This is a genomic window from Actinomadura sp. B10D3 (assembly GCF_039871695.1).
Lineage (GTDB): Bacteria > Actinomycetota > Actinomycetes > Streptosporangiales > Streptosporangiaceae > Spirillospora > Spirillospora madurae.
On sequence record NZ_JBDPLY010000034.1, the window covers coordinates 33510 to 44609 of the forward strand.

The following is an 11100-nucleotide window of genomic DNA, read 5'->3' on the forward strand; positions in this document are numbered from 1 at the left end:
TTCCCGTCTCCCGTGCATCACTGCTCGCTCGTCGCGGCGCGGATCGCCGCCTGGATGTCGTCGAGGGCCTCGCCGGCGGGCTTGCCGCCCTTGATGGCCGCGTAGGCGTTGTCGCTGATGGCCTGGGTCACGGCGGGATAGAACGGTGTGACCGGCCGTTCGGTCGCGGTGGCGATGCTCCGTTCGAGCGCGCCGAGGTAGCCGAGCGCGGGATCGTCCAGCAGGGACCTGTCGTGGTAGAGGCTCTTGACCACGGGAGGCTGGCCCTGCTCGACGAGCAGCTTCCGCTGCACGTCCGGGGACTGCAGATAGATCACGAAGTCCCGCGCGGTCGCCTTGTGCTTCGAGTAGACGTTCACCGCGTTGTCCTGTCCGCCGAGGGCGGTCCGGCCCGGCCCGTCGACGCCGGGGAGCGTGGTCACCCCGAACCTGCCCTTCACGACGGAGGCGCCGTCGCTGTTCGCCAGCGGGTACACGTAGGACCAGTTGCGCAGGAACAGCAGCTTCCCCGCCTCGAAGGCGTGGCGGCCTTCCTCCTCCTGGTAGGTGATCGCCTCCGCTGGGATGTCGCCGGAGCGATAGGCGTCGACGAGAAGGGACAGCCCTTCGCGGGCCGCCGGGGTGTCGGCCGACGGCGTGGTCCCGTCGGACTTCACGAAACTCCCGCCGGCCGCGGCGACGGCCTCGGTCACGTTGACGGTGAGTCCCTCGTACTTGGCGAACTGCCCGGCGTAGCAGCCCATGCGCCGCTTGCGGGCGATCTCGCAGTACCCCCGCAGTTCCCGCCAGGTCCGCGGCGGTCGCGGCACCAGGTCCTTGCGGTAGTAGAGAAGGCCCGCGTCCGTCATGAACGGTGCGGCGTAGAGCGTGCCCTGGTAGCGCGCGGTCGCGACCGTCTGCTCCAGCAACGGCGACGTGTCCAGCGAGTACCCGCCCTTGAACGGCTGCAGCCACCGGTGCGCCGCGTACTCCGCGATCGTGACGACGTCGGCCCCGAGCACGTCGTAGTCCGCGTCCTCCGCCTTGAAGTGGTGCACGAGGTTGTCGTGCAGCTCGTCGACGTCGCCGAACTGCCTGAGCGTCACCCGCTGGTCCGGATGGAGCCTGTTCCACGCCTCGATGACCTGCCTGGTCGCGACCCCGGCCTCGTCCGACGCCTGCACGAACGTGATCGGCCCGCGGCCGGCCAGGTGCCGTCGCGCCGCGGCGAGCCCGCTGTCGGGCGCGGCGCAGCCGGCGGCGAGGACGAGCGCGGCCGTCGCGGCGGCCGGCCCGCGCCAGGCCTTCACGCGGACCCCAGGACGACGGCCTCCCAGGGGCGGAGCACCCAGGAGGAGCCGGTCTCGGGCAGGTCCTCGCGGACCGTGGCGCTCGACAGCAGCGGTTCGCCGCCGAGGTCGAGCCGCTGCGGCTCGTCGGAGAAGGAGGCGGCCACGGTCAGCGGGCCGCAGGTGTAGATCCAGCGGGACTCGGTCACCTCGGCCTCGCGGTACTCGGCGACGGTGCCGGCGAAGACCTCGCGCCGCAGGTGCAGGAGCGCGCGGACGAGGGCGAGGGTCGAGGTCCGATCGGCGCGCTGGTCGGCCACGTTGACGGTCTCGTCGTCCGGCAGGGGCAGCCAGGGGGTGCCGGTCGTGAATCCCGCGCCGGGCGTGCGGTCCCAGCGCATCGGCGCGCGGGCGTTGTCGCGCGGCCACTGCCCGTTCTTGCCGCCGGCCGTGAGCGGGTCGCGGTGCAGCGCGGCCGGGATGTCGCTGTCCGACATTCCGAGTTCGTCGCCGTAGTAGAGGGCGTAGGTCCCGGGGAGTGTCGCCATGAGGGTGTGCGCCAGGCGGGTCCTGCGCTGATCCCCTCCCGCCCATCGCGTCGCCAGCCGGGGCAGGTCGTGGTTCGAGCCCGCCCAGATCGGACATGTGCCCTGGGGGAATGAGGCCAGTGACTCGGCCACCACCCGGGAAAGGGCCGGTGCCTCGAAGGGCGCGAAGATGAAGGGGAAATTGAACCCGAGCTGGAGCTCGTCGCCGTCCCCGAAATACGGGGCGAGCTCGTCGACGCGCGCCACCCACGTCTCGCCGAGGAGCAGCGGCGGCTCCGGCCGGCTCTCCGCGCGGCGGCGCCAGTGCCGGTAGACGTCGTGCACCTCGGGCTGGTTGAAGTTGTGCACGTGCTGGAGCCCGTACCGGCCCTGGACTTCGGTGCCGTAGATGTAGGCGCCGTCGTGCCGCGGATTGTCCCGGAGCCGCGCGTCCTTGTAGAGGCCGTTCGCCACGTCGATCCGGAATCCGGCGATCCCGCGGTCGAACCAGAAGTCCATGATGGCGTCGAATTCGGCGTGCACCGCCGGGTTCCACCAATTGAGGTCCGGCTGTTCGGGAAGGAAATTGTGCAGGTAGTACTCGCCGCTTTTCTCGTCCCACGTCCACGCCGGTTCGCCGGTGTCGTCGAGCCAGTTGTTCGGCGGGGAGCCGTCGCTCTTGGGCGGCGCCCACACGTAGTAGTCGCGGTACGGCGAGTCCGGCGCGGAACGGGCCGCGACGAACCACGGGTGCTCGCTGCTGGTGTGGTTCGGGACGAGGTCGAGCAGGACGCGCATGCCGTTCTCCCGCGCCCGGGAGACGAGAAGGTCCAGGTCGTCCAGCGTGCCGAGCTCCGGGTGGACGCCGCGGTAGTCGGAGACGTCGTAGCCCCAGTCGCGGTTCGGGGACGGCATGGTCGGCGAGAGCCAGAGCGCGTCGACCCCGAGCCACCGGAGGTAGTCGAGCCGCCCGATGAGGCCCCGGAGGTCCCCGTGGCCGTCCCCGTCGGCGTCCTGGAACGAGCGGACGTAGACGTGGTAAACGGCGGCACCGTGCCACCAAGGGGATCGGTCCACCTGGACTCCTTTCCGGGGGCGCCCGGTGCCGCGAAATCGCGGCCGGCACGCCAAACGAATTGGGATTCGTTTCGTCGGTATGGTGGCCATCAGGATTTGCGGCTGTCAATGTGCTCAACGAATGACGTTCGTTAACCGCGTCGACGGCCGCATCGGGAAGCGATCCGGAAGGGGTCAGAGATGCCGCGCCCGAGCAAGCCGCTGCTCTCGCGGGAGAGCATCGCGGCCGCCGCGCTGGAGATGACCAGCGAGACCGGCGGGTTCACCGTGCCCGATCTGGCGCGACGGCTCGGCGTCCGCCCGTCGTCGCTGTACAACCATGTGAGCGGCCGTGCCGAGATCGTCGAGCTGATCCGGCGGCGGCTGCACGAGGCGATGGCGGTCCGCGTCGACGTGGCCGGCGACTGGGCGGAGGTGATCCGGCACGTCGCCTCCGCGCAGCGCGCCTCGATGGCCCGGCATCCGTGGGTCATCCCGCTGCTCGCGACGTCCCCCGCCGGTCTGGACGACACGATCACCACGCTGGAGAACGTGGCGACCGTCCTGTCCCGCGCGGGGTTCGCCGACCGGGACGTCATGCTCGCGATCGCGATGATCGACATCGTGACGATCGGGGCGAGCCTGGACCTCGTCTCGCCGGAGGACCTCTATCCGGCCGAGGTCCTCGCGGAGGCGACGACGCTCGCACGCGTCGTGCGGAGCGCTCCGCCGGGCGTCACGCGCGCGGACGCCGCCTTCGAGTTCACCCTGGAGCTCGTCATCGAGGCGCTGCGCGCCCGCCTGCGCCGCGGTGGTTCCGGCGGCGGCTGAGCAGGCCCGGGCCCGAGGTCACCGGAGCGGGAAGCCGAGCCGGCGGCCTTCCTCGCGGAGGCCGTCGCGGGCGGACGGGTGGGCGACCTCGTCCACGATCTGCTGGGCCTGGGACGCGGCGTCCCGTCCCCAGATGGCGGCGGTGCCCTGCTCGCTGACGATGTAGCTGTGCTGGAAGGAGGTGACCGGCCCGGCCAGCCTCGGGATGACGGTGGAGACGTCGGCGCGGGGATGCCAGGACGGGAGCGCGATGATCGCGTGCCCGCCGGGGGAGTGCAGGGCGCCGACGACGAAGTCGGTCTGGCCGCCGAAGCCCGAGTAGATGATGCCGCGGACCCGGCTGGCGTTGGCCTGGGCGTACAGGTCGACCTGGAGTGCGGAGTTCACCGAGACCAGCCGGGGCCGCCGAGCGATCAGGCTGGGGTCGTTGGTCTTCTCAGTGCGCAGCATCCGGACGCGCTCGTTCCGGTCGGCCCAGTCGTAGAGCTCGCGGCTGCCGAAGGCGAACGACGCGGTGATCGGGGTCGCGGTGTCGAGTGCCCCTGCCTTCTCCAGGGACAGGACGCCGTCGCTGAACATCTCCGACCACACTCCGAGGCCGCGCCGGTCCAGGAGGGAGGCCAGCACGGCGTCGGGGATGCCGCCGATGCCGAGTTGCAGCGTCGCGCGCTCGGGCACCAGCCGCGCGACCCGCCGTCCGATCTCGGTCGCGACCTCACCGGGCGGGCGGGCCGCGGGGACGGCGAGCGGCTCGTCGCTCTCCACCGCGTAGTCGATCTCGTCGGTGGTGAGGACGGCGTCCCCGTAGGTGTAGGGCATCCGCGGATTCAGCTGGGCGACCACGAGCCCGCCGCGGGCCCGCACGGCCTCGATGGCGGCGGGAAGGATGTTCACCTCGATGCCGAGCGAGACCGTGCCGTCCGCGGGGACGGACGTCTGCACCAGCACCACGTCCGGCGGCAGCGAGTCGCGCAGGAGATTGGGGACCAGGGACAGCCGCGACGGGAAGTAGCGCAGGTTGCTCCGGCCGCGCATCCCGGCCCCGACGAACGGGGTCTCCAGCACCACCCCGTCGCGGTCCGGCAGGTCGCCCTGGGCGTTCAGCATGAAGAGGCGGTACTCGGGGAGCGCCCCGTCCAGGACCGACAGGAGGCGCCGCGGGGTGGCGAAGTTGCCGCCGGCCACCACCCGGGGCCGTCCCGGCAGATCCGCCAGGACGGCGCCGAGGCGCTCCTCCGAGATCACCCGCATCGCTGCCCCCTCCGATGCCCGACGCGCCGCTCCGTCGGAGCAATGCTCGCATCGATCCCGGCCAGGGGCCTCGGCGGGGGACGGGCCGCGGCTGCTCCGAGGTCCCGTCCCGCACGTCCGGGAGGTCAGAGGTCGCGGGCGTGTTCCTTCCTGGACGGCGCCCAGAACACCAGCCAGCGGTTGGCCGTGACGACGACCGCGTGCAGGCTCATGCCGATGACCGACAGCATCACCACCACGGCGAACGTCCTGGCCACGTCCATGTTGAAGTTGGTGGCCTGGATCGTGTAGCCGAGTCCCGCGGTGGCGCCGACGAACTCGGCGACGATCGCGCCGGTGACCGAGAGGATCACCGCGACGTCGAGCCCCGCGAAGATGTGCGGCAGCGCCGACGGCAGCCGCAGCCGCCGCAGGATCTGGAACTCGCCGGCGCCGAACGACCGCAGCATCTCGATCTGCTCGGGCTCGGCCGAGCGCAGCCCCAGGATGGAGTTGACGAGCAGGGGGAAGTAGGCGATCAGCGCGATCGTCAGGACCTTGGACGTCATCCCGATGCCGAACCACATCAGCAGCAGCGGCGCCATGGCCACCTTGGGGATGGTCTGGATGAGCACGAGGATCGGCAGGAACGCCTTGTCGACGATCCGGAACTGGGTGATCAGCGCCGCCGACACCAGCGCCAGGCCGATCGCGAGGCCGAAGCCGATCAGGATCTCCTTCAGCGTGACCCACATGTGCTCCAGCAGGAAGCCGCTCTCCAGGCCGTCGTAGAGCGAGCGCACGACGTCGGACGGGGCCGGCACGAGCACGATCGACACGTCGAAGGCCCGGACGACGAACTGCCAGAGGCCGATGAGGATGAGGAACAGCCCCCAGCTGAGCACGAAGCCGGGGATCTGGCGCCGGGGCGCCTGCCCGGCCGCCGTGCGGCGCAGGGGTGCGCGGTTCGCGCGGTCGTCCGCCGTCGTGGTGCCGGACGGGACGCGTTCGGCCGCCCGCGTGTTGCCGAGTTTCATGATCACCCCTAGTGAGCGCTGTGCTCGGAGTTGAGCAGGATGCGGATGCGGGAGGCGATGTCGCCGAACTCCGGTGTGTTGATGTCCTCCAGGCGCCGGGGCCGGGGCAGGTCGACGTCGATGACCTCGGCGATGCGGCCGGGCCGCGGGGTCATGACGACGACCCGGTCGGACAGGAGCACCGCCTCCGGGATGCTGTGGGTGACGAACAGGACCGTCTTGCGGTCCCGCTCCCAGATGTCGAGGAGGTCGAGGCCCATCTGGTCGCGGGTCATCGCGTCCAGGGCGCCGAACGGCTCGTCCATCAGCAGGATCCGGGGGTCGTGCAGGAGGGCCCGGCCGATCCCGACCCGCTGCTGCATCCCGCCGGACAGCTCGGTCGGGTACTGGTCGGCGAAGTCGCGCAGGCCCAGCATGTCCAGCTGCTCGGCCACGCGCTCGTCGAGGTCGGCGCGGGGCCGCTTCGGCCCGACGTCGTGGGAGATCATCATGTTCTTCGCGACGGTGCGCCACGGCAGCAGCAGCGGCTGCTGGAAGACCATCCCCAGCAGGTTCTCATGGCTGCGGGCGGACCCGAAGGACACCTCGCCCTCGGTCTGCCGGGTGAGGCCCATGATGATCTTGAGCAGGGTGCTCTTGCCGCAGCCGCTCGGGCCGACGATCGAGACGAACTGCCCCTCGGGGACGGACAGGCTCACATCGTCCAGCGCCAGGACGGTCCGGCCGCGCTTGGCGCGGTACCGCATGGAGACGTTGTGCAGTTCGACGGCGACGTCGGTGACGGTCGGCGGGTGCGATGGGGTGGGCATGCTGTCGTCCTAATCGCTCGGGCTAGTCGCACGGTTCGCTGTCGGAGACGGGCCACGTGCCGCCCATCTCCTTGGTCAGGGTCACGGCGGCCTCCCGGACGGCGAGGGCCGCCCGGGCGTCGGGGGCCGAGGGCAGCATCCGGTCCGTGCCGATCGCCGCGATCGTGGCGCACACCCCCGAGTCGGCGAACACCGGCGCCGCGATGACGCTGATGCCGCGGCGGTTGGCCGGATAGATGCTCAGCCCGATCTCGCGGGTGGTGGCGATCCGGTCGATCAGCCCGGCGCGCTGGGCCACCGGGAGGGACGCCAGCAGCCGGTCGACCTGGAGCTGGTCGGGCAGGTAGGCGAGGAACGCGATGGCCTGCGCGGTGACGAGGGGCAGCTGCGAGCCGACGCGCACCGTGACGATCGTCCCGTGCACGACGTCCTCCTCGACGAGCGACACCACCGGGCCGGACGGCCCCCACAGCGACAGCACGGACGTGACGCCCGTCTGGTCGGTCAGCTCCCGCAGGTAGTCGGGGGCGAGCTGGATGATGCGCCGCTGCCCGATGGCGAACGCGCCGAGCTGGACGATCAGCCGGCCCGGGATGTAGCTCGCCGGCCGGCTGCCGCGGTCGAGCAGCCCGGCGGCGGTCATCGACGTCAGGTACCGATGCACCGTCGTGCGGTTGAGCCGCAGCCGCTCGGTCGCCTCCGACACCGACAGCTCCAGTGACTCGGGCCCGAACAGGGCGAGTATCTGGGCCATCCGGCTCACGGCCTGGATGTCGGACTGGCCCTGCTCCGCCATGCACTTCCCCCTCGGCCACGCGCCCGGCGCTCCGGTCAATATCCGCACTCGATGTTCACATTATGTATCGGCCGTGAGAGTAGCAAAGTGACCTGCCTCACGCAAGAGTGCGGCGAGGTCGTCCTTCCTGTCGCTGGATCGCTCGCGTTCTATGCGGACGGGCGTGCTGAAACCGAGACTTCAGCAGTCCTCGGATGAGAAGAGGTGGCGGGCGGCCGGGGGTGGATGCGAATTCGCAGGTCGACCGTTGACGTTCACAAAGTGGGCAGTTAGTGTGCATCGCGAACATCGAGGAGGTTGCCGATGCCCGGACCCAGCGCGATCACCACCGTGTTGCGCGGAGCGATCGACCTGCACTGCCATTCGGGGCCGAACCCGTTCCCCAGGCGCTTCGACCACGCGGACGCCGCGGCCGACGGCGAACGGCTGGAGATGCGGGCGATCCTGGTCAAGTCGCACCACCACAACACGGTGATGGACCTGCTCGCGATGGGCGACAGGCTCGCCCGGAGCTCGACGCAGGTGTTCGGGGGCATCGCGCTCAACAGCCAGGTCGGCGGCATCAACCCGTTCGCCGTGGCGATGTGCCTGCGCATGGGCGGGAAGGCCGTCTGGTTCCCGACCTTCTCGTCCGGACGGCACATCGAGTGCCATCCCGAGGGGGGCGGGTTCCCGACCGCGACCGTCGACGTCCCGTCCGCGCGGGTGGACGTCCTCGACGACGCCGGCGGCCTGATCCCCGAGGTCCACGAGGTCCTCGACCTCATCGCCGAGACCGACACGATGCTCAGCGGCGGCCACCTCCCGCCGGAGACCATCGCCCAGCTCTTCGAGGAGGGCAGGAAGCGCGGGGTCACCCGCATGGTCATCAACCACCCGAACTTCGTCATCGGCGCGGAGCCCGAGCAGTGCCTGGAACTCGTGCGCGGCGGGGCCTACGTCGAGCACGAGGTCGGCATGTACGACCCCGAGGGCTACCGCAAGTGGGACCCGAAGAACCTGCTCACCTGGATCGAGACGATCGGGCCCGAGCACACCGTCCTCGCCTCCGACCTCGGCCAGGCGAACCGGCCGCTGCCCGTCGACGCCTTCATCCGGGTCGGCTCGGCGCTGCTCGACCTCGGGCTCGGCGAGGAGGCCCTGCGGCAGATCACCTGCGTCAACCCCGCCCACCTGCTGGGCCTGGACGAGTGAACCCGCGGACGAGCCGAGAACAGGAGCCTCCAGTGCACGCCGACGACCACCCCACCCCCTCCTGACGGAAGGACGGGACATGAGACTCAAGCCCCTGGCCGGGATTGCCGCGGTCGTCCTGGCGGCGACCACCGCCGTCTCGTGCGGGTCGTCCGAGCCGGAGACCACGGCCGACGGCCGGACCGTGCTCAAGCTGGCGATCGCGACCCCGACCTGGAATTCCGGCTTCGCCACGCTGGCCGTCGCCGAGGCCCGCAAGTACTTCGCCGCGGAGAAGGTGGACGTCCGGATCTCGACGTTCGCCTCCGGTACCCAGGTCGCCCAGCAGGTCATCGCGGGCCAGACCGACATCGGCCTGATGACCGCCGAACCGGTCGGCATCGGGCGGGAGAAGGGCACCAGGCTCGTCTACTTCGCCGGCTACTACCCCAAGTGGATCTCCAACATCCAGGTCCCCGCCGGGTCGGGCGTCCGCAGCATCCGGGACCTGCCCGGCAAGCGCGTGGGCGTCACCGCCGTGGCGAGCTCGGGCACCACGTTCGTCCGGACCGCCATGAAGATGGAGGGGCTGGACGCCGGCACGGTCAAGTTCATCCCGATCGGCGGCGGATCCGAGCAGATCAACGCGATTCAGACCGGCAAGGTCGACGCGCTCGGCCTCTGGGACACCCAGTACCAGATCGTGCGCAGCGCCGGCGTCGACCTCACCCCGCTGCCGGTCGCCTCGACCGAGGGCCTGTTCGGCGGCGGCTTCGCGGTCGAGGACGACGTCGTCAAGAAGCGGCGCGACGACCTGGTCCGCTTCGGCAGGGCCATGGCCAAGGCCATGGCGTTCGCCCAGGCCAATCCGAGCGCCGCGGTCCGCGACCTGTGGAAACTGCATCCCGAGGCCAAGCCGGCGTCCATGTCCGAGGACGCCGCTCTGGACGGGCAGGTCAAGGTGCTCAAGGTCCGCCTGGACGGCCAGGGCGTCGAGCCGGGCCACGACCGCTGGGGCGAGATGGACGAGAAGAACGTCGCCGCCACGGTGTCGTTCATGCAGCAGGCCGGGCTGATCAAGAAGACCTTCCCGGCGACGGACATCTTCACCAACGACCTCATCCCCGAGATCAACAAGTTCTCCTTCGCCGAGATCCGCACGGCGGCGAAGGCCGCGAAGTGAACGGTCGCGCCCACTGAACGGTGTGCAGTTCCCCCGCCACCCTCCACCCCATCCGAGTAGTCCACAGCTAGGGGGACCTCGTGAAGATCAACGGATATGCCCGCCTGGCGCCGATCGCGGCGCTGGTCGCGGCCGCGCTCGCGCTCGCCGGATGCGGCGGCTCGTCCGGCGGGAAATCGGCCGACGGCCGTGACCGGGTCCGGCTCGCCATCGCCACGCCGAGCTGGAATTCCGGATTCGCCACCCTCGCCGTCTCCGAGGCCAGGGACTACTTCGCCCAGGAGAACCTGGACGTCGACGTGCAGCTGTTCCCGTCCGGCACCCAGGCCGCCCAGCAGGTGGTCGCCGGCCAGATCGACGTCGGGCTGGTGACGCCGGAACCCGTCGGGATCGGGCAGGCCAGGAACACCGATCTGACGTACTTCGCGCAGTACTGGACGCGCTGGATCTACACCCTCAAGATCCCGCAGAACTCCCCGATCGCCTCCGTGGCCGACCTCAAGGGCAAGCGCGTCGGCGTCACCGCCGTGGCCAGCTCCGGCGGGACGTTCGTCCGCACGGCGATGAAGATGCAGGGCCTCGATCCGGAGTCGGTCAAGCTGGTCCCGATCGGTGCCGGCGCCGAGCAGCTCAACGCGATCAAGAGCGGCAAGGTCGACGCGCTGGCGCTCTGGGACACCCAGTACCAGATCGTCGAGAACGCGGGCGTGAAGCTGAAGCCGCTGCCGGTGCCCGGCACCGAGAACCTGTTCGGCGGCGGCTTCGCGGTGAAGAAGGAGAACCTGAAGAAGAAGGAGGACGTTCTCGTCCGGCTGGGCAGGGCGTTCGCCAAGGGCGTGGTGTTCGCCCAGGCCGATCCGGAGGCCGCGGTGGGCGACCTCTGGAAGCTGCACCCCGAGACGAAGGGCGCGACCTCGGTTCCGGAGGAGCAGCGGCTGGCCAACGAGGTCAAGGTCCTGAAGGTCCGCCTGGACGGCATGAACGTCGCCGAGGGGGAGAAGGGTCCCTGGGGCCGGATGGACCCGGCCGCCGTCACCGGCACCGTCAAGTTCATGACCACCGCCGGGCTGATCGACAAGGAGTTCCCGGCCACCGACATCTACACCAACGACCTGATCCCGAAGATCAACGCGTTCTCCTACGACGAGATCCGCGCCGCCGCGAAGAAGGCGGCCTGACATGGAGGGCGC

Annotated in this window: 10 protein-coding genes; 4 read left to right on the forward strand and 6 right to left on the reverse strand. The window is 70.5% G+C overall.

Translation table 11 applies throughout. The features are described 5' to 3' along the window. Positions 1 to 17 precede the first annotated feature (17 nt). The gene (locus tag ABGB11_RS35815) at positions 18 to 1289 is read right to left on the reverse strand and encodes an ABC transporter substrate-binding protein (RefSeq protein ID WP_347639927.1); all 1272 of its coding nucleotides are present in this window, start codon (positions 1287 to 1289) and stop codon (positions 18 to 20) included. Continuing rightward, on the reverse strand, positions 1286 to 2872 hold the full coding sequence (locus ABGB11_RS35820; protein WP_347639928.1) for an alpha-amylase family glycosyl hydrolase: 1587 nt from the start codon (positions 2870 to 2872) through the stop codon (positions 1286 to 1288). Before ABGB11_RS35820 ends, ABGB11_RS35815 begins: the two co-directional genes overlap by 4 nt. 180 nt (positions 2873 to 3052) lie before the next feature. Between ABGB11_RS35820 and ABGB11_RS35825 the strand changes: the two genes are divergently transcribed. Then, positions 3053 to 3682 carry a TetR/AcrR family transcriptional regulator C-terminal domain-containing protein gene (locus ABGB11_RS35825; protein WP_347639929.1) on the forward strand — a complete coding sequence of 210 codons (630 nt, stop codon included), beginning with the start codon at positions 3053 to 3055 and terminating at the stop codon, positions 3680 to 3682. An 18-nt stretch (positions 3683 to 3700) separates the two neighbouring features. Here the strand turns inward: ABGB11_RS35825 and ABGB11_RS35830 are convergent, their stop codons facing one another. From ABGB11_RS35830 to ABGB11_RS35845, 4 genes are all read right to left on the reverse strand, one after another. Continuing rightward, positions 3701 to 4933, reverse strand: coding sequence for an acetyl-CoA hydrolase/transferase C-terminal domain-containing protein (locus tag ABGB11_RS35830; protein WP_347639930.1), 1233 nt, complete (start codon positions 4931 to 4933; stop codon positions 3701 to 3703). Between the two features lie 125 nt (positions 4934 to 5058). After that, positions 5059 to 5949 (reverse strand): ABC transporter permease, encoded by an 891-nt coding sequence (locus ABGB11_RS35835; RefSeq protein ID WP_347639931.1) that lies wholly within the window; start codon positions 5947 to 5949, stop codon positions 5059 to 5061. An 8-nt stretch (positions 5950 to 5957) separates the two neighbouring features. Beyond that, a complete protein-coding gene (locus tag ABGB11_RS35840) occupies positions 5958 to 6758 on the reverse strand; it encodes an ABC transporter ATP-binding protein (RefSeq protein ID WP_347639932.1) in 801 nt (266 codons plus the stop codon). A 22-nt stretch (positions 6759 to 6780) separates the two neighbouring features. Continuing rightward, complete coding sequence (locus ABGB11_RS35845) at positions 6781 to 7554, reverse strand: helix-turn-helix domain-containing protein (protein ID WP_347639933.1); 774 nt, start codon at positions 7552 to 7554, stop codon at positions 6781 to 6783. Positions 7555 to 7857: 303 nt separating this feature from the next. Here ABGB11_RS35845 and ABGB11_RS35850 point away from each other — a divergent pair, with 303 nt between their 5' ends. From ABGB11_RS35850 to ABGB11_RS35860, 3 genes are all read left to right on the forward strand, one after another. Then, positions 7858 to 8748, forward strand: a complete 891-nt coding sequence (locus tag ABGB11_RS35850; RefSeq protein WP_347639934.1) for a DUF6282 family protein — start codon at positions 7858 to 7860, stop codon at positions 8746 to 8748. 79 nt (positions 8749 to 8827) lie between these two features. Next, entirely contained in the window at positions 8828 to 9910 is a 1083-nt protein-coding gene (locus ABGB11_RS35855) for an ABC transporter substrate-binding protein (protein WP_347639935.1), read from the forward strand. 80 nt (positions 9911 to 9990) lie between these two features. Continuing rightward, positions 9991 to 11088, forward strand: a complete 1098-nt coding sequence (locus ABGB11_RS35860; protein ID WP_347639936.1) for an ABC transporter substrate-binding protein — start codon at positions 9991 to 9993, stop codon at positions 11086 to 11088. The last annotated feature ends 12 nt before the right edge of the window (positions 11089 to 11100 follow it).

What these genes read in the sequence shown, in the direction of transcription:
- ABGB11_RS35825 (WP_347639929.1), top strand. Translation starts at nt 3,053, where the DNA reads ATGCCGCGCCCGAGCAAGCCGCTGCTCTCGCGGGAGAGCATCGCGGCC.
- ABGB11_RS35850 (WP_347639934.1), top strand. Translation starts at nt 7,858, where the DNA reads ATGCCCGGACCCAGCGCGATCACCACCGTGTTGCGCGGAGCGATCGAC.
- ABGB11_RS35835 (WP_347639931.1), bottom strand. Translation starts at nt 5,949, where the DNA reads ATGAAACTCGGCAACACGCGGGCGGCCGAACGCGTCCCGTCCGGCACC.
- ABGB11_RS35830 (WP_347639930.1), bottom strand. Translation starts at nt 4,933, where the DNA reads ATGCGGGTGATCTCGGAGGAGCGCCTCGGCGCCGTCCTGGCGGATCTG.
- ABGB11_RS35845 (WP_347639933.1), bottom strand. Translation starts at nt 7,554, where the DNA reads ATGGCGGAGCAGGGCCAGTCCGACATCCAGGCCGTGAGCCGGATGGCC.
- ABGB11_RS35855 (WP_347639935.1), top strand. Translation starts at nt 8,828, where the DNA reads ATGAGACTCAAGCCCCTGGCCGGGATTGCCGCGGTCGTCCTGGCGGCG.
- ABGB11_RS35840 (WP_347639932.1), bottom strand. Translation starts at nt 6,758, where the DNA reads ATGCCCACCCCATCGCACCCGCCGACCGTCACCGACGTCGCCGTCGAA.